Origin of the sequence: Cellulosimicrobium sp. PMB13, from assembly GCF_051294865.1 — a bacterium.
In the GTDB taxonomy this organism is placed as follows: domain Bacteria; phylum Actinomycetota; class Actinomycetes; order Actinomycetales; family Cellulomonadaceae; genus Cellulosimicrobium.
On sequence record NZ_CP145910.1, the window covers coordinates 1,469,694 to 1,487,656 of the forward strand.

At 75.4% G+C, this 17,963-nt stretch carries 14 protein-coding genes and 2 riboswitches; of the genes, 5 read left to right on the forward strand and 9 right to left on the reverse strand.

The genetic code is table 11. The features are described 5' to 3' along the window. Window positions 1-56: 56 nt before the first annotated feature. Genes recD through recC form a run of 3 tightly spaced genes read right to left on the reverse strand, consistent with a single transcriptional unit; the run spans window position 57 to window position 9,078 of the window. Entirely contained in the window at window positions 57-2,090 is a 2,034-nt protein-coding gene (gene recD / locus V5D56_RS06850; RefSeq protein ID WP_435738298.1) for an exodeoxyribonuclease V subunit alpha, read from the reverse strand. Further along, window positions 2,087-5,638 carry a UvrD-helicase domain-containing protein gene (locus V5D56_RS06855; protein WP_435738299.1) on the reverse strand — a complete coding sequence of 1,184 codons (3,552 nt, stop codon included), beginning with the start codon at window positions 5,636-5,638 and terminating at the stop codon, window positions 2,087-2,089. Before V5D56_RS06855 ends, recD begins: the two co-directional genes overlap by 4 nt. Further along, the gene (recC, locus tag V5D56_RS06860; RefSeq protein WP_435738300.1) at window positions 5,635-9,078 is read right to left on the reverse strand and encodes an exodeoxyribonuclease V subunit gamma; all 3,444 of its coding nucleotides are present in this window, start codon (window positions 9,076-9,078) and stop codon (window positions 5,635-5,637) included. The genes V5D56_RS06855 and recC overlap by 4 nt, the downstream gene beginning before the upstream one ends. Before the next feature lie 164 nt (window positions 9,079-9,242). Here recC and V5D56_RS06865 point away from each other — a divergent pair, with 164 nt between their 5' ends. Beyond that, entirely contained in the window at window positions 9,243-9,623 is a 381-nt protein-coding gene (locus V5D56_RS06865; RefSeq protein ID WP_435738301.1) for a VOC family protein, read from the forward strand. Between the two features lie 9 nt (window positions 9,624-9,632). Here V5D56_RS06865 and V5D56_RS06870 read toward each other — a convergent pair whose 3' ends face one another. From V5D56_RS06870 to V5D56_RS06890, 5 genes are all read right to left on the reverse strand, one after another. Next, a complete protein-coding gene (locus V5D56_RS06870; protein WP_435738302.1) occupies window positions 9,633-10,418 on the reverse strand; it encodes a class I SAM-dependent methyltransferase in 786 nt (261 codons plus the stop codon). A gap of 10 nt (window positions 10,419-10,428) precedes the next feature. Then, window positions 10,429-11,685, reverse strand: a complete 1,257-nt coding sequence (locus tag V5D56_RS06875; RefSeq protein ID WP_435738303.1) for a HipA domain-containing protein — start codon at window positions 11,683-11,685, stop codon at window positions 10,429-10,431. Next, entirely contained in the window at window positions 11,682-11,936 is a 255-nt protein-coding gene (locus tag V5D56_RS06880) for a helix-turn-helix domain-containing protein (RefSeq protein ID WP_435738304.1), read from the reverse strand. Before V5D56_RS06880 ends, V5D56_RS06875 begins: the two co-directional genes overlap by 4 nt. 149 nt (window positions 11,937-12,085) lie before the next feature. Further along, window positions 12,086-13,339 carry an O-succinylhomoserine sulfhydrylase gene (locus V5D56_RS06885; protein ID WP_435738305.1) on the reverse strand — a complete coding sequence of 418 codons (1,254 nt, stop codon included), beginning with the start codon at window positions 13,337-13,339 and terminating at the stop codon, window positions 12,086-12,088. Next, window positions 13,336-13,803, reverse strand: coding sequence for a rhodanese-like domain-containing protein (locus tag V5D56_RS06890; RefSeq protein ID WP_435738306.1), 468 nt, complete (start codon window positions 13,801-13,803; stop codon window positions 13,336-13,338). Before V5D56_RS06890 ends, V5D56_RS06885 begins: the two co-directional genes overlap by 4 nt. A gap of 7 nt (window positions 13,804-13,810) precedes the next feature. Then, window positions 13,811-13,912, reverse strand: a riboswitch (SAM riboswitch). 133 nt (window positions 13,913-14,045) lie between these two features. After that, a riboswitch (SAM riboswitch) is annotated at window positions 14,046-14,161 on the forward strand. Between the two features lie 34 nt (window positions 14,162-14,195). Here V5D56_RS06890 and V5D56_RS06895 point away from each other — a divergent pair. Both V5D56_RS06895 and V5D56_RS06900 read left to right on the forward strand, forming a co-directional pair. Next, window positions 14,196-15,629, forward strand: coding sequence for an aminotransferase class V-fold PLP-dependent enzyme (locus V5D56_RS06895; RefSeq protein ID WP_435738307.1), 1,434 nt, complete (start codon window positions 14,196-14,198; stop codon window positions 15,627-15,629). A gap of 112 nt (window positions 15,630-15,741) precedes the next feature. After that, entirely contained in the window at window positions 15,742-16,386 is a 645-nt protein-coding gene (locus tag V5D56_RS06900; RefSeq protein ID WP_435738308.1) for a GNAT family N-acetyltransferase, read from the forward strand. Between the two features lie 99 nt (window positions 16,387-16,485). Here V5D56_RS06900 and V5D56_RS06905 read toward each other — a convergent pair whose 3' ends face one another. Beyond that, entirely contained in the window at window positions 16,486-16,656 is a 171-nt protein-coding gene (locus V5D56_RS06905; protein WP_435738309.1) for a CsbD family protein, read from the reverse strand. A gap of 106 nt (window positions 16,657-16,762) precedes the next feature. Between V5D56_RS06905 and V5D56_RS06910 the strand changes: the two genes are divergently transcribed. Continuing rightward, window positions 16,763-17,395 (forward strand): GNAT family N-acetyltransferase, encoded by a 633-nt coding sequence (locus V5D56_RS06910; protein ID WP_435738310.1) that lies wholly within the window; start codon window positions 16,763-16,765, stop codon window positions 17,393-17,395. 92 nt (window positions 17,396-17,487) lie between these two features. Continuing rightward, a complete protein-coding gene (locus tag V5D56_RS06915) occupies window positions 17,488-17,949 on the forward strand; it encodes a hypothetical protein (RefSeq protein WP_435738311.1) in 462 nt (153 codons plus the stop codon). Window positions 17,950-17,963: the final 14 nt, after the last annotated feature.

Here is a 17,963-nt window from a genome sequence, read left to right on the forward strand (position 1 = left end):
TACGTCCTCGGGCGACGTCGCATCGTCGCACGCACGCCACCCGCGCTCCAGGGCTTTCAGCCGGTCCCGAGCGGCACCCGCAGCCCGCTCGCCCGGCGCACGGCGTGCCCGACGGCGGCCCGCACCGCGGCCTCGCTGCCCACCACGCGCACGGCGTCCTGGGCGCGCGTGACCGCGGTGTAGAGCAGCTCGCGCGTGAGCAGCGGCGAGGTCTCGGGCGGCAGGAGCAGCGTGACGCGGCGGAACTGGCTGCCCTGCGCGCGGTGGACGGTCATCGCGTGCACGCTCTCGACGGGCGGCAGGCGGTGCGTGCGGACGCGCACCGGCGCGCCCGGGTCGCCGAACACCGCCACGACCCCGTCGCCGTCGGCGACCAGGACGCCGGTGTCGCCGTTGTAGAGGCCGACGTCCGGCGCGTTGGTCGTGACGAGCAGCGGTCGGCCGGCGACCCACGGCGTGTCCGTCGCGGGGCGCTCGGTGGCCTCCTCGACCCACGCCTCGACCTGGGCCGCCCAGCGGGTGCGGCCCGCCGGGCCGCGACGGTGGGCGACCATCACGCGGTGCTGCGCGAGGGCCGACAGGGCGCCGGTGGGGTCACCCGCCCGCGCGGCGGCGACCAGCCGGGTGCCAGCGGTGACCGTGTCCTCCTGGATCGCGGCGAGCGCTGCGGCGTCCGGCTCGCCGTCGGGGGACTCGAAGAACTCCACCGAGGCGTCGCCCGCGCGCAGGAGCTCGAGGACCGCGTCGGCCTCCCCGCGCCGGATCGCCTCGGCGAGCGGGAGGATCGCCGAGCCGCTCTCCTGCCGGTGCACCGTGCGCAGCCGCACGACGCCGTTGCCGAGCGCCGAGCGGTCGTCCACCTCGTCCTCCGTGGGCGGCGGGGCGTCGGCGAGGGCGACCTCCGCGACGGCACGGACCTCCGTCGCCGCGGGAGCGGCAGAGACGGGCGGGCGGTTCACCAGGTCGCCGAGCACCGCACCCGCCTCGACGGACGCGAGCTGGTCCGGGTCGCCGACGAGGACGAGCCGCGCGTCCGGCCGCAGCGCCTCGAGCAGCCGCGCCATGAGCGGCAGCGCGACCATCGACGTCTCGTCGACCACGACCACGTCGTGCGGCAGGTGATGGTGCGCGTCGTGCCGGAACCGCGTCGTGCTCCCCGGCCGGTAGCCGAGCAGGCGGTGCAACGTCGAGGCGACGGGGACCCCGACGCGCTCGCGGTCCGCCGGGTCGTCGAAGCGGGCGACGACGTCGCGGACCGCCTCCTGGAGGCGCGCGGCGGCCTTGCCGGTGGGAGCGGCGAGCGCGACCCGGAGCCGGGCGCTCTCGACCGATCCGCCCTCCGGGCCGTCCACCGGACCACCGGCCTGCTGCCCGGGCGGGAAGGCGGCGTCGTGCAGGACGGCGAGAAGCCGGGCGACGGTCGTCGTCTTGCCGGTGCCGGGCCCGCCCGTGAGGACGGTCAGCCGCCGGTGCGCGGCATGGGCGGCAGCGAGGCGCTGGCGGGCGTCGCGCTCCGAGGGGAACAGCCGGGTCAGTGCGGTGCCCAGCCGGGCGTCGTCCACGGGCAGGTCCTCGGCGGCCAGCCGGCCGTCGACGTCGTGGCGCACCGCGAGCTCGTCGCGCCAGTACCGATCGAGGTAGAGCAGCCCGCCGACCCAGCGTGCCGGCCGGTCGTCGGGCGCGTCCGGCCCGGCGGCGACGAGCGGGCTGCGCGCGACCGCCTCGGCCCAGGCCGCGGCGTCGGGCCACGGCAGGTACGCGGCCTCGGATCCCGCCGCCTCCTCGTCCTCGGGGAGCCGGAGGGACGGGTCGTCGAGGCGCACGCACACCGACCCGTTGCGCACCGCGCGCACGGCGAGCGCGACGGCGAGCAGCACCTGGTCGTCGTGCTCGCCCGTCAGGCGGCCGAGCCGCAGCGCGACCCGCAGGTCCGTCGAGGAGACGACCCGCGCCGCGTTGAACGGCGCCAGCCACGCGGGGACGCCGACGGCGAGGCGCGGGTCGCCCTCGTCCACGGACGCGACCGGCGTCGGCACGGCGTTCGGGGACCTGGCGGGCAGGGGCTGCGAGGTGTCGGCGGGGGTGGTCATGCGCGGCCTCCGTCGAGCAGGGTGGACAGGGCGACGACGAGCCCCGGCGGCGGGGTCCAGGCGACGACCCCGTACGGGGCGCCGTCGGGACCGACCGGCGTCCCCGGCCCGGCCATGCCGCGCACGAACAGGTAGGCGCCGCCCGCGAGGTCCTGGTCCGCGTCGTAGCCGGGCAGCCGCCAGCGCAGGTAGCGGTGGAGCGCCACGAGGTAGAGCACGAGCTGGAGCGGGTAGTGCGAGGCGAGCATCGCGTCGCGCGTCGCCTCGGGCCGGTAGTCGGCGACCGTCAGCGGCAGACCGGGCGGGCCGACGCGGTTCGTCTTGTAGTCGACCACGAGGTAGCGGAGCCGCCCGTCCGGCCCGGGCACGCGCAGCACGGCGTCGATCGAGCCCGTGAGGTAGCCGCGCAGCGGCACGCCGTCGGACGACTGACCTGACGAGGAGCCGGGCACCGCCGCGGCCCAGGACTCGTCGGCGAGCGCCGCGAGCAGGTCGGGGTACCGGGCGAACGGGTCGTCGGGGGCGAGGTGGGCGCGCAGGACGTCGGCGAGGTCGCGCAGCGTCGACGGGCGGATGCCCTCCGTCGTGTCACCGCCCGCGAGGGGCAGCTCGAACTCGAGCTCGGGCAGGCGGTCGCGCGGGTGCACCTCGGCGAGCGTGAGACCGCCGGCGAGCGGCCCGAGCGGGGTGCGCAGCGCGAGCCCGAGCGCCGTCGCGAGCGCGACGGGCTCGACCCCTGGCACGCGGACGGTCGCCGCCTGGGCGCACCGGGTCAGCACCTCCGCGTCCAGATCGTCGGCCGCGGTGTCCACGTACTCGAGGATCTCGTGCACGAGCGTGCCGAACGCGGTCCCGCCGGGCTGGCCCTCGAACGGGGACGGCACGTCGGCCCCAGGCGCGGCACCGGGCGCTGCACCGGGCGCGGCGGCGGGGCCGGTGTCCTGCGCGTCGTCCTCGGGGCCGTCCTCCGGCTCGTCCTGGACGCCGGGATCCTCGGGTTCCGACTCCACCCCGCCGACCGGCCCGTGGTGCGCGGCGGCCGTCAGCGCGGAGTACGACGCGCGCCGCCACTCGCGATCAGGGAGGTGACCGGCCGTCGCGACCTCCAGCACCGACTCGGCGCGCGGCGCCGGCGACCACCGCTGACCCGTCGGGCGCGAGTCCACCTGCTCCACGACGACCGTCCCGCCCGAGCGCGCGGCGACGGCCTCGAACGCGGCACGCACCGCGTCGTCACGCATCGCGTCCGGCCGCGCGTGGCGGCCAGGCTCCCCGCCGAGCAGGCGGTCGGCGAGCAGCAGGCGCGTCAGCGGCCCGGACCCGGTGCTGCGCTTGGTCGGCGTCCAGTGCACGACCACCTGGTGGCGCGCCCGCGTGAGCGCGACGTAGAGCAGCCGCAGGTCCTCGCCCAGCTCCTCGTCGCGCGAGCGCGTCCGGGCGTCCACGAAGCCCGGCGACCCGACGCCGCCCACGTGCAGCACGCGCTGCCCGTGATCGTCGTGGAATGCGAAGAGCTCCTGGTCGTCGGGCTCGAACCGCTCCCAGCCGAACGGGACGTAGACGACACCGAACTCGAGGCCCTTGGCGGCGTGCACCGTGACGACCTGGACGGCGGCGGCGTCCGTCTCGAGGCGCCGGGTCCGCTCGTCGGTGAACACGGTGCCGACCTCGGCGATGCGGCCCCGCAGCCACGCGGTGAGCGCCGCCGTCCCCAGGCCCTCGGTGGTGGCGGCCTCGTGCAGCGCCTGCGTGACGTGCCGCAGGTCCGTGAGGTACCGCTCCCCGTCGGCGCGAGCCATGACCCGTTCGGTCGCCCCCTGCCGGGCCGCGGTCTCCGCGACGGCAGCGACACCGCGGTCCGCGAGCAGCCGGGCCCACGCGCGCACCGTGTCTCCGAGCACGTCGTGGTCCGCGTCGTCGGCCGTCGCGAGACGATGCGCGTCCCAGCCGACGAACGGGGTGAGCGCGAGCGCCGTCGCCCGACGGTGCAGGCCCGGCTGTTCCAGCGCGGCGAGCAGCGTGAGCCAGTCCTGCGCGGCGGCGGAGCCGAAGACGCTCGACGGCCCGGACACGACCGCCGGGACCCCGAGCGCGACGAGCGCGGTCCGCACGGCCTCCGCCTGCGCGTTCGTCCGGGTGAGCACCGCGACGTCGCGCGGCTCGAGGCCGCGCCAGCGTTCGGGTGTGGCTGCACCGTCCGCCGCACCGTCGAGCACGCGGTCACCGCCGGTCGCGGTCCCCAGCCGTCCCGCGACGTCGGCGGCGACGTCCTTCGCGAGCAGCGACCGCGCGTCCGGGGCAGAGGGGGCGGACGAGCCGCCGAGCCGGTAGGCGCGGCGGGTGACCTGGCGGAGCCGGACGGGCGCGCCGTGGGCGAGCCGGGCCCGCGGGTTCGCGGCGTCGACCGGCCGCACGACGATGCGGGGGTCGCCCAGCGCGGTCTCGCCCAGGAGGGCGTGCAGCCCGGCGAGGAGCGGCCCGTCGCTGCGCCAGCTGGTGCTCAGCGTCGCGACGTCCTCCGCGACCTCGACGGCGCTCAGGTACGTCACGACGTCGGCGCCTCGGAACGCGTAGATCGCCTGCTTCGGGTCCCCGATGAGCACGAGCGTGCGGTGCCCGTGGAACGCCGTGCGCAGGATCTCCCACTGGTCGGGGTCCGTGTCCTGGAACTCGTCGACCATGACGACGCGGTACCGGCTGCGCACCCTCTCGGACGCCGTCTCGCCGTGCTCCGGGTCGGTCAGCGCGCGCCGCAGCAGCACGAGCAGGTCGTCGTAGTCGAGCAGGTGCATCGCCCGCTTGCGCGCCTCGACCTCGCGCCGGGCGGCGACGGCGACCTCGTACCGCACGGAGGCCACCGAGCCGTCGGCGGCGTCGTCCGGGGCGAGGACGGCGCCGTGGTCGCTCACCGCGGCGCGCGCGACGTCGGACACGTCCCGGGGCGCGAGCGGTGGCTCGGCCTGGTCGGCGAAGAGCCGCACGTACAGGTCGTCCGTGACCTCCTCCACGAGGTCGGAGACGTCGGGGAGGAACCCGGTGGCCAGGTCGACGTCCGCGGCCGTGCCGAGGGCGGACAGCATCTGCTGGCAGAAGCCGTGGGTGGTCGTGATGGTCGCGGCGTCGAGCTGCGACAGCGCCACGCGCAGACGGTCACGGCGCCGGTCGAGCTCCGCGTCGTCGACCGCGGCGAGGAACGCGACGAGCGGCTCCGGGTCGCCCGCCGGGTCGGGCCCGCGCAGGGCACGCTCCGTGGCGACGAGGCGCTCGCGCACGCGGTCCCGCAGCTCGGACGTCGCCGCACGGCCGAACGTGACGAGCATGATCTCGGGCAGCGTCGCGACGCCCTCCGCGACGTACCGCGTCGTGAGCGTCGCGATGGTGTGGGTCTTGCCCGTGCCGGCGCTCGCCTCCAGCACGACGGTCCCCTGCGGGAGGTCGGCGAAGGGGTCGAAGCGGCGCGGCCGACCGCCGGACCCCGTCGCGCGGCCGGTCCCGGACGCGGTCGTGGGCGGTGCCGTCGGGAGCGGTGCGGACGTCGGGCCGCTCATCGGGCACCTCGCAGCTCGTGCTCCAGCAGGGGCTCCCACACGCGGCGCGCCAGGGCGCCGAGGCGGGACGGGTCGTCGGGGAACCGGCCGAGGTCCGCCGTCGTGGCCTGGCCCGCGACGTCGGCGACCTGCGGGTCCCGGCCCCACGCGAGGACGACGTACGGGTCCTTGCGCTCGAAGCCCTTGTTCCACAGCCAGCCGGCGCGCACCAGGGCGTCGCGCGCGTCGGTCGTGCGTCGCTCCTCGGCGTACTTCAACGACACCTCGGGCAGCAGCGGCAGCGGCTCGCGGGCCGCCTCGTCCCGGAGCGCGACGAGGTCCCCGAGGAGCCGCGACGCGGCGCCGGCGTCCGGCGGCGTGACGGTCGACCAGGCGACGCCCGGGCCGCGGGGCGAGCGTCCGACCGTCACCGCGTCCCACTGTCGGATCGGGTCGCTCGCCGTGAGCGCCAGCGCCTGCACCCACGCGCGGAGGCGGTGCTTCGGGCCGAGCCGCGAGTACTCGGTGCGCACCACGCGGCCGCCGTGCACGCCGGGGACGGTGCCGACGAGCGTGCGGCCGTCCGGAAGCACGGCCCGGACGTCCACGGTCTCGCCGGAGCGCAGCACGTCGGGACTCTGGGGACGCCCTGCGGCCGCATCGGCCTCGCGCGCCGCCTCGACGGAGACGACCCGCAGCGGACCGACGGCCTGGACCACCTGCTGCAGCGCGGAGCGGCCCAGCTCGCGCGGCGGGACCTGGCCACGCCGCCACTCGGCCTGCATCGCCCGGCCGGGCTCGACCCCGGCCAGCGCGGCCCGCAGCACCCGGTCGCCGACGCCCCAGCCCGTCAGGCCGGTGAGCGCGAGCGGCAGGCGGTCGTCGACGTCGTCCTCGTCCACGACGAGCCCCACGTCGAGCGTCGTCTGGGCGAACCACCGCGGTGCGTTCTCGAGCAGGCGCACGAGATCGTCGAGCTCGACGTCGCGGGAGCCCGACGCCCCGTCGTCCGGCGCGGCGTGGTCGGCGGACGGGAGGGCGAGCGGCACGCTGACCAGCGCCCCGACCGCCTGGCGCTCGCCCCGCGCGGTGCGCGCCCCGGCGAACGCCGCGCGGTCGTGGCTGAACGCGCCGGGCACGCCGAGCGCGCCCGGCGCGAAGTTGCGCGCGTCCACCGTCTGCAAGGGGTGCCGCACCACGACGTGCTCGCGCACGCGGCGCCCGTCGGGAGCGGTCGCCACCCGGTCGAGCGCGTCGAGAAGCTCCGCCACGGGCACGGCGGGCGGTCGCACGGCGCCCGTGCGCTCGTCGGCGCCCGTGTGCACGACGACGAGATGGTCGCCCGCCGCGGCGACGGCGTCGAGGAAGATCTGCCGGTCCTCGCTGCGCGGGTCGCGCTCGCCGATCTCGGGGTGCCGGGCGAGCAGGTCGTCGCCCGCGGCGGCTCCGACCCGGGGGAACGCGCCGTCGTCCAGGCCGAGCAGGCACACCACGCGGTGCGGCACGGACCGCATCGGTTCGAGCGAGCACACCGTGAGCGCCCCCGTGCGGAAGCCCGATCGCGTGGGCCGGCCCGCGAGCCGGTCCGCGAGCACGGCGCGCACGTCCGCGAGCCGCAGGGGGACGTCCCCGTGGTCCGAGCCGGCGGCGCGCACGTCGCCGAGAGCGCGGCGTGCCGCGCCGATCTGCCAGGCCTCCGTCGGTGGCGCCTCGGCGAGCAGGGTGAGCGCACGGTCGAGGGTGTCGAGCCAGTGCCCGAGCGGGTGGACGCCGTCGAGACCGTCCAGGAGGTGGGTCACCCGGGCCACGAGCTCGGCGAGACGCCCGGCGAGGTCCACGTCGGTCGAGCCGACGTCGTCGAGGGGCAGCGCGGGACCGACGAACCGGGCGCCCTCGTCCGCCATCGCAGCGCCGAGGAGGATGCGGTCGAGCGCGGCGTCCCACGTGCCCTGCCGCACGTGCGGGTCGATCCCGAACCGCGCCCGCCGCTCGCCGTCCTCGCCCCAGTGCACGCCCGCCTCGACGGCCCACTGCCGCAGCCGGTCGACGTCGTCGTCCGAGAAGCGGAACCGGCGGCGGACCGGGGCGCTCGCCGCGAGGTCCAGGAGCTCGGACGCGGTGACGCGACCGTCCGCGAGGCGCAGCAGGGTGGCGAGCAGCGCCAGGGCCGGGTTCGTCGTGCCCGCACCCCGGTCGGCCAGGCTGACGCGCAGACGCTGGCCGGGGTGCGCGTCGTCGCCGAGCTCCGGCACCGCGCCGAACGTCGCGGTGACGAGCGGGGCGAACGTCTCCACGTCGGGGCAGAGCACGATGACGTCGCGTGCCTGCAGCGTGGGGTCCGCGGTGAACAGCCCGACCAGCGTCTCCCGCAGGACCTCGACCTGTCGCGCCCGGCCGTGGCACGACAGCACCTGCACCGAGCGGTCGGCGGCGTCGAGGACGTGCGTCCCGTCGGGAGCGTCCGCGTGGAGGGCCGACTGCAGGGCGCCGAGCAGCGTCGGAGGGGGCGCCTGCGCCGTGTGGCGGTGCACCTGCGCGCCGGTCAGCCGGAGCTGGAGCTCCACGGCGTCGCGCGCGGTGGACGCGAGCAGCGGGTGCCGGGCGAACGTCGGCACGTCGGCGCGCGAGGTCGCGCCGTCGTCGTGCGTGGCGACCTTCTCCCACAGGGCGGGGGAGGGGTGCACGAGCCACAGGTGGACCTCGCGGTGCGCGGCGAGGGCGCGCAGCACCCGGAGCTCGTCCTCCGGGAGCCGCGTGGGACCGAACACCGACAGCCGCGGAGGCAGGTCGACCGCCGCCGGGTCGGTGCGGAGCGCGGCGACCGCGTCCTCGACCCGCCGCGCAGGGTCCGGCTCGGGCACGCGCGCCAGCAGGCGCCGCCACAGCTCGGGCTGCCACGCGAGGTCGTCGGGCACGTCCACCGCCCGCGACGGCCGGGGCCCCGCGGCGTCCACGTCCGCCGACCACGCGAGCACGACGTCGGGCCGTTGCCGCGCGTAGTCGACGAGGAGGTCCGCGACGCGGCGCGCGAGCGTCAACCGGCGGCCGCGTCGCACCTCGTCCCCCGGGTCGCCGACGTAGCGCGCGAGGGGCGCTGCCCACGGCTCGCCGAGGTGCGCGTCGAGCACCTCCAGCACGGACCACGCGAGGCGCTCGGGCCGCCACGGGTCGTCGTCGGGCTCCACCCCGGTGAGGTCCGCGACGACCTGCTCGACGAGCCGCCGAGGCCCGCGGAAGTCGACGTTGGCGCACACTCCCGACGTGCCGTCGGACGCCCCCGCAGGCACGCCCAGGTGGTGCGATAGCCGCTGCGCGAGCCAGCGCTCCACGCCCCGCGTCGGGACGGCGACGACGTCCGTCGCGAACGGGTCGTCCAGCGGGTCGGCGAGGAGGCGCGCGAGCGGCTCGACGAGCGAGTCGGCACGCTCGGAGCGGTGCACGTGCAACACAGCTGCCCCCATCGACTCTCCACGACCGGCCACGGACGGCCGTCGCGCCGGCCGGACCGCCGGGCGCTACGAGGAGGCTACGAGGTGCGTCCGACAGCGTCGAACCGCCGTCCACAGCCGGCGCCCCGGTACCGCGCGCGTCGGTCGCTGTGGGTGGCGTGCGGGAACGTGTCGGCATGGCTCAGCACACGCACTCCATACCGCTCACGATCGACTACGTCGAGATCTCCGTCACCGACATGCGTGCCGCGCAGGACTTCTACGGCGCCGCGTTCGGCTGGACGTTCACCTCGTACGGGGACGAGTACGCGGGCATCCGCACCGCCGCGGAGTCCGAGAGCGAGGGCGACGAGGCAGGCGGCCTGCTGCTCGCCGAGTCCGTCACCCGCGGTGGCCCGCTCGTGCTCCTCTTCAGCGACGACCTCGACCACACCCTGGACCAGGTGAAGGCCGCCGGTGGCACCGTCGTCAACGGCCCGTACGAGTTCCCCGGCGGCCGCCGCTTCCACTTCCTCGACCCGAGCGGCAACGAGCTCGGTGTCTGGGGCACCGCCTGACCCACGCGGTCACCCACCCGGTCCGGCAGGGGGGACGACGGCGGACGGGCTCGCGTCGTCCGTGCCGGTCGCGCGCGCGACGAAGACCCACTCCCGGCCCGGCCGGTCCGGAGCGTCGCGCACGTCCTCGACGACGAACCCGCACTCCGCGAGCGAGGACTCGACCTCCTCGCGCGAGCGGAACCGCAGCGTCGAGTCGGAGTGGAGCACGCGCCCGTCGGGCAGGACGGTCGTGTCGTGGAAGGACACGAGCGGGAGGGCCATGTCCGTCAGCTCGGTCCAGCTCTCGACGATCCCGACCCCGGGGACGTCGACCCGGACGAACGTCTCGTCGCGCACCCAGCCCTCCCACGCCCGACGCGCGGGCACGCGGGTCTCGAGGACCACGTGGCCGCCCGGGGCGAGAGCCGCGCGCACGCCGCGCAGCGTCGCGGTCCACGCGTCGTCGGTGAGGAACACCTGCGCGACGTTCGCGGTCATCGTGGCGAGGTCGACGGGGAACTGGGGCAACGGCGGCAGTGTGGCTGCGTCGCCGTGGAGCCATCGCACAGCGGCGGCCCCGGGCTTGGTCCGCGCGACCTCGAGCGACGCACCGGCCGGGTCCACGCCGACCACGTCGATCCCGCGCAGCGCGAGCAAGCACGCGAACGTGCCGGTCCCGCACCCCACGTCCAGCACGGACCGCGCGCCGAGCTCGTCGACGAGCGCCAGGTACGCGTCGAGGTCGCTGCGGTCGGGGTCGAGCGGGTCGTACAGCGCGGCGAGGGTCGGGTCGTCGAAGATCGCGTCGGGCACGTCCGCGACGCTAGGCGCGCAGCCCGCCGTCGTCCACGGCATTCGTCGCATCGGCGGCGAAGGCCGCTGCCCTCTCGGCGACGCGTCCTGGGACGTCGGTGTCGACGTCGGGGGCGTCGACCAGCGTCGCCACGTCCGCGACCGCGAGCGCTACCGCGCGGACCACGTCCCGAGCCTCGTCCTCGTTCACACCCCAGGACGTGGCGGTGCGGACGAGATGGCCCGCCGTGACGTACGCGAGGTTCGTCTGGCCGTCGAGGGCGTGGCCGCTGTGCCTGAGCTGGCGGGCGAGGAGGAAGACGGGGGCTGCGTCGTACAGGGGCGCCAGCGACACGCTGCCGTCGACGTCCAGGACGAGCGAGTAGTTCTTCGAGTGGGCGTCACCGTTGCCGATCACCGCGTTGAACGTGACGAGGCGGAGGAGGTCGAGCCGGAACGCGGTGGGATCGACCGCCTGCTCGCCTGCGCGGCGAGCGATCCGCAGCAGGCGGGGAGGGTCGGACGACGACGGCTCGTACTTCTCCGCCGTCGCGATGCTCAGTGCTTGGGTGAAGTCCTCCTGGTGCGTGCGGCGTCCGCCGTGACGGTCGTACCGTTCGACGACGATGGCTCGCCGGTCTCCGAAGGTCGCCAGCTCGACCGAGGCGGCCGGGAGCCCCGCACCGGCCGCCACGCTCATCGCCCAGGCCTCGTGCTCCACGAGGTCCGGCACGACGGCGTCCGAGACCGGTTCGGGCTTGACGAGGTGTGTCGACACGGCCCCGTCGACGGGCCAGGCCCATCCGTCCGCGGTCCTCGTGAGAAGCACCTTGGACTGGACGCCTCCGAGCGAAGCGCCGACGGTCGTCCCCGCAGGGGGCTCGAGCGTGGGGAGGTCCTCGACGATGCGCTCGACCTCGTCACGGCTGAGAGGTCGCAAGGTGCCGTCGCCGGGGACGTCGCCGTCGGGCGTGAACTGGATCGCCCCGGCGCACTCGCGGCCGATGGCTGTGAGCATCCCGAACGTGTCTCCCGGGGCAACCCTGTGCTGCCGCTCGAGCGCGGCCCGGACCGCGGCCTCGGGGAGCAGCCCTTCGAGGAACCGGTCGAGGACGACGCCTTCCACCCGCCGCGACGTGACGGGGATGGCGAGCGACAGGGCGACGGAGCCGACGCCGTAGCGGTCGAGCGCGCCCGCGGACATCTGCAGTCGCAGACGTCCCGTGCGCAGCCGCCGCAGCGCCCCGAGCTCCTCGCCGTGCAACCAGACGGTGAGGGCGTCCGTCACGAGGCCTTCTCCACCTTCAGGACGGCGCCGCGCGGCACGGCGACGAGCTCGTATCCCATGGCTGCGAGGGCTTGCAGGACGGTCTCGTCGGACGCGGGCTCGCCCCGTTCTATCCGGCTGATGGTCGGGCGCGACGATCCAGTCCTCGCGCCCAGCTCCGTCTGGGTCAGGCCGCGAGCGCCCCGGATGCCGGCGACGGCCGCGCCGAGCGACTCGAGCGTGCGTGCGCGGTACCAGAGATCGCCCGCCATCCCTCTCACCTCCGAATCACAGCTGATTCATCGTGGCATCACACTAGCGTTGAATCGCAGATGATGCAGCAGCGAACTCGGGAGGAATACGTCAGAAGCGATTCACAAACCGCAAGCGACGACCCGTCCACCTGCTCGGCACGAGCGGTTCAGGCCTTGAGAGCTTGAGTCACGTCCTCGATCACGTCGAGCGGGTCCTCGAGCCCGACCGACAGCCGGACCGTCGTCTCGGCGATCCCGACCGCCGCGCGGCCCTCGGGCCCCAGCTTGCGGTGCGTCGTCGTCGCCGGGTGCGTGACCATGGACTTCGCGTCGCCCAGGTTGTTGGAGATGTCCACGACCTGCAGCGCGTCGAGGAACGTGAACGCGCGCTTCTTCGCGGTCTCCGGGTCGGTCCCCTCGGGCACCGCGAGGTCGAACGTCACGACCGTCCCGCCACCCGTCTGCTGCGAGCGCGCGAGGTCGACCTGCGGGTGGGACTCGAGGAACGGGTAGCGCACGCGCGCGATCCCCGGCAGCTCCTCGAGCACGCGCGCGATCCGCTCGGCCCCGGCGTTCTGCGCCGCGACGCGGACCGGCATCGTCTCCAGACCCTTGAGCAGGACCCACGCGTTGAACGCCGAGAGGGTCGGGCCGGTGTTGCGGATGAACGTCTGGACCGGCCCGCCGATGTACTCCTCGGTCCCGAGGATCGCGCCCCCGAGCACGCGCCCCTGGCCGTCGATGTGCTTCGTCGCGGAGTACACGACGACGTCCGCGCCGAGCTCGAGCGGCTTCTGCATGAGCGGCGTCGCGAACACGTTGTCGAGCACGACGACGGCCCCGGCCGCGTGGGCGAGCTCGCTCACGCGGCGCGCGTCGACGATGTCCTGCATGGGGTTCGACGGCGTCTCGAAGAACACGACGTCCGCCGGCGTCGAGAGCGCCTCCTCCCAGTGGGACAGCACGTGACCGTCGACGTAGTCCGTCCGCACGCCCCACTTGGCGAAGATCTCGTCGAAGATCACGACGCTGGACCCGAACAGCGCGCGCGCCGCGACGATCCGCGACCCGGACCGCACGAGCGCCGCGAGCGACGTGAAGACGGCCGACATGCCGGAGGCCGTCGCGTAGCACGCCTCGGCGCCCTCGATGAGGCGCAGCCGCTCCTCGAACGTGTGCACGGTCGGGTTCCCGTAGCGGGAGTACACGAACCGGTCGAGCTCGCCCTTGAAAGCGGCCTCGGCGTCGGACGCGCGGTCGTACGTGTAGCCCTGCGTGAGGAACAACGCCTCGGACGTCTCCTGGAACTCCGTGCGCGCGTTGCCGCCGCGCACGGCGAGCGTCGCGGGACGGGCGCTCGCGGGCAGCGGCTTGCGGCCGGAGCCGCCCGCGACGTGCCCGACGCCGTCTCCCGCGCTCATCGCGCGGTCTCGCCCTCGGCGGGTGCGTACGCGGTGACGGGCAGGCCGCGCACCTTCCAGCCCTCGGCGTCGCGCGCGCCGCTGAACCCCGGCGCACCCTCGAAGCCCTCGAGCACGTTGTACGACGGCCCGAGACCGGCCGCGGTCGCCGCGCGCGCCGCGCCGATCGAGCGCTGGCCGGAGCGGCACAGGAACACGACGGGACGCTCGTCGCCCGGGGCGAGACCCGCCTGGGCGAGCCGGTCCACGAACGCGGGGTTGGGCCCGAACGGTGTCACCCACTCGTCGAAGACGACCTCGCGGCCGAGCTGCGCGACGTCGGGCACGCCGACGGTGCGCCACTCGCCCTCGGTGCGGACGTCCACGAGGACGGCCCGCTCGTCGGCGGCGAGCAGGTCCCACGCCTCCTGCGGCGTGATGTCGCCGGCGTAGCCGTCGGCGGGGCGGGGGGTCAGGTCGCTCATGGGGTCTCCTCCATCGATCGTGGCAGTAGCACCCTCGCCCGTGCCCTCTCGGGCCAGGGGGTTGCTGCGGCGTCGACGTGCCACGTCACTCGGCCGCTCCGGATGGTTGCTCGGATCGTACGTCACGGTGACCGGCTCGCGGAACGCCCGTCTCGCGTCGTGGAGCGTTGTGCGTCCCGGGATGCGAGACCCCCTGCCCACCGGTTGACACGGTCGCGAGCCCTCCCACATCCTGGGTGACAGGTCATGAGTGCCAGCGTGAAACCCCGGTTTGCTGGCCGGCAACCCTCCTCTCGCGGCGGGGTGCCCCGGGTGACGACCAGGCCGCACGCCGACCGGCGCGCGGCAAGCGCGGGGAGCACCTCCCCGACACGACCTCGGAGGACCGTGCCATGACTGCTCTCGCCGAACTCTCGTGTCCGACGGCGGACTCTGCCTTCTCGGCCGGCGACGTCGCCGCGCTGCCGGCCGTGCTCCCCGTCGTGGGCAGCGACACGCTCGTCCCGCTCGTCGACGGCCGCAGCGTCCCGTACGCGAACCTCGACGTGGCGGCGTCCGCGCCGGCGCTTCGCTCCGTCGCGGACCGTGTGACCGAGGTCCTGCCGCTGTACGCGAGCGTGCACCGCGGTGCGGGCTACCTCTCCCAGGTGTCGACGGCGCTCTACGAGGCCGCGCGCCGCACGGTCGGGTCGTTCGTCGGTGCACGCGAGGACGACGTCACGGTCGTCACGCGTAACACGACCGACTCGCTCAACCTCCTCGCGGGCTGCGTCCCGGCGAACCCCGACGGGACACCCGGCCGCGTGCTCGTCCTCGACGTCGAGCACCACGCGAACCTCCTGCCGTGGCAGCGGAGCGGCGGAGCGACGGTCCTGGCGGGCGGCGTGAGCGTCGCGGAGACGCTGTCCGGCCTGCGCGCGGAGCTCGCGCGCTTCGACTACGCGCTCCTCGCCGTCACCGGCGCGTCCAACGTCACGGGCGAGTCGTTGCCGGTCGCGGACGTGGTGCGGATCGCGCACGACGCCGGGGCGCGGGTCGTGCTCGACGGCGCCCAGCTCGTCCCGCACCGCGGGTTCTCGCTCGCCGAGACCGGCGTCGACTACGTCGCCTTCTCGGGCCACAAGACCTACGCGCCGTTCGGCGCGGGCGCGCTCGTGGGGCGTCGCGACTGGCTCGACGCGGGCACGCCCTACCTCGCGGGCGGCGGCGCCGTGCGCCAGGTGCGCGTCGACGGCACCGACTGGCAGCCGGCGCCCGCGCGCCACGAGGCCGGGTCGCCGAACGTCGTGGGCGCCGTCGCGCTCGCCGCCGCGTGCGACGCGCTCGCGGGCCTCGACCCGGCAGCCCTGCACGCGCACGAGGCGACGCTGCGCGCGGCGCTCGTCGCGGGGCTGTCCGCGCTCGACGGGGTGCAGGTGGTGAGCGTGTGGCCCGACGCGGTCGACCCGGTGGGCGTCGTGACGTTCTCCGTGACCGGCCACGACCCGGGCCTCGTCGCCGCGTACCTGTCGGCGGAGCACGGCATCGGCGTCCGCGACGGCCGCTTCTGCGCGCACCCGCTGCTCGCCCGGCTCGGGTACGACGAGGGCGCCATCCGGGCATCGGTCGGCGTGGGCACGTCGGGCGCGGAGGTCGTGCGCCTCGTCGACGCGGTGCGTGCGTACGTCGAGGAGGGGCCGCAGGTCCGGTACGCCGTGGTCGACGGGTGCTGGACCGTCGTCGACGACCCGCGCCCCGTCCCGGCGGGCTCCGGCCTGGAGGGGCTCTTCGCGACCGCCGCGGCGGGCTTCCTCGCCGACGCCGCGGGGTGCGGCCCCGCCGACTGACCTCTCGCGGGCCGGGCGTCAGGGGGGCGTTCACCCGACCGTCGACGAGCGTTGTCCACGAGGTCGCCGAACCCTCTGTGCGCGGCGGCGTTCGTGTGCTCTGATATGCGCTGTGCTGCACGACGTCGTCCTCACGGGGCACGGCTTCCGCCTGGAACCGCTGGCCCTGGAGCACGCTGAACCGCTCGCCGGCATCGTCGACGAGGCGATGTGGTCCGGGATGAGCACCCCCATGCCTCGCGGCGTCGCGGGGATGGCGGGGCTCGTCGCCGCGACCCGCGACGCGCCCGACCTCACGGGCTTCGTCGTGCGGTGGGTGGACCCTGACGGCTCGTCCGGGGACGTGCTCGGCAGCACCGCGTTCCGCGACCTGTCGCTCGTCGACCGGCGCGTGGAGATCGGCCGGACGTTCTACGCGCGCGCCACGTGGGGGAGCCTCGTCAACCCGGTCACCAAGCTGTTGCTCCTGCGGCACGCGTTCGAGACGTGGGACGTGCACCGCGTGGGCTTCCGGGTGGACGCACGCAACGAGCGCTCGCTGGGCGCGATGCGTCGCCTCGGCGCGTACGAGGAGGGCGTGATGCGCGGTCACCGCTCCGCACCGGACGGCTCGCGCGCCGACTCCGTCGTCTTCTCGGTCCTCGCGCCGGAGTGGCCCGGCATCGAGTCGGGGCTGCTGGAGCGCATCACCCGGCCCCGCGTCGTGTCGACGCTCACCCTGCCCGTCCCGGAGGCGCTGCCGCTCGTCGCCTCCTGAGAGCCGGCCTTCGCGGTCGTCCCGGACACGACGAGGGCCCCGCCGTGGGGCGGGGCCCTCGCGATGCGTGGCCGCGGTCACCAGGACCGCGGGGTCCGACTACTTGAAGGCGTCGCGGACGTCGTCGCCGGCCTGCTTGACGTTGGCCTTGGACTGCTCGCCCTTGCCCTCCGCCTCGAGGCGCTCGTCGTCCTTCGCCTTGCCGGTGGTCTCCTTGATCTTGCCCTTGGCCTCTTCGGCAGCGTGCTCGATCTTGTCACCGAGTCCCATGGGGATCTCCTCTCGTCGGTTGTCCCGACCGTAAGCACGTCCTCGCGCGCACGCACGTGCTGGAACCTCCGCGCCGAGCACCGACGGTCCGTGGTGGGATGTCCCCGTGCAGCACGACACCCGTCTCGACGGCTTCGGACTCCGCCTCGTCCCGCTGGCCGAGGAGCACGCACCCGCGCTCGGCGCGCTCGTCGACGACGGCATCTGGGCAGGCATGTCCAGCCCGACGCCGCAGGGGGACGAGGCCATGGCCGCGTACGTGCGCGACGCCGTGGCCGCGCCCGGCCGGCTCGCGTTCGCGGTCCTGGGACCGGACCCGGCTCCCGGACCGGACCTCACCGGCCCGGACGGCGGCCGCCTGCCCGACGACGCGGGGGTGGTCCGCGGGAGCACCTCGCTCTACGAGTGGGTCCCCGCGCAGGGCCGGGTGGAGCTCGGCTCGACGTTCTACGCCCGGCCGTGGTGGGGCGGCGTGACCAACCCGGGGTGCAAGTACCTGCTGCTGCGGCACGCCTTCGACGAGCTCGGGGTGGCGCGCGTCGCGCTCCGTGCCGACGCGCGCAACGCCCGGTCGATCGGGGCGATCACCCGGCTCGGCGCGCAGCCCGAGGGCGTGCTCCGCAGCCACCGCGTCGCACCGGACGGCTCGCGCCAGGACACCGCGTACTTCTCGATCCTCGTCGACGAGTGGCCAGCCGTGCGGGACGGTCTGCTCCGCAGGCTCGACGCGTTCTCCTGACGACTCCGGCGCCTGTGGACAACCGTTCCGACGCCTCGTTCTGACGCTACGTTCTCGTCTGGCCCCGATGGTCGGGGCCAGGGGGGAGCGTCGTGCGGGGATCTGCAGAGCGTGCGTTGTCGAGCAACGGGTGGCTGCGAGCGGCGGGGCGCCTCGAGGGGTGGGTGGGTGCGGTCGTGCTCTTCAGCTCCGGCGTCTTCCTCGACGCGGTGGACGGCCTCGCCCGGACGCCGTCCTCGACCTCCGCGGTCGCTGCGCTCTTCTTCGGGCGGATGATCCTCGGAGCCGTGATCATGGTCCTCGCCTACCTGGTCCGACGTGACGTGCGGTGGGCCAGGGCGCTGTCGCTCGTCCTCTGCGCACTGCTCGTCCCGCTGTGGGCGGTGACCTTCTCCGGGAGCCCGGTCTCTCTCATCGAGTGGGTGGAGCTCTGCGTCCTCGCCGGCCTCGTGACCGTCGTCGTCCTGCTGTCGCTCGCACCGTCCCTGCGGGCGCGCGGACCGGCGGGTCAGGAGCCAGAGCGCACCCTGGAGGTCGTGAGCGGCGAGGCGTGACGCCGGCGCTCCGT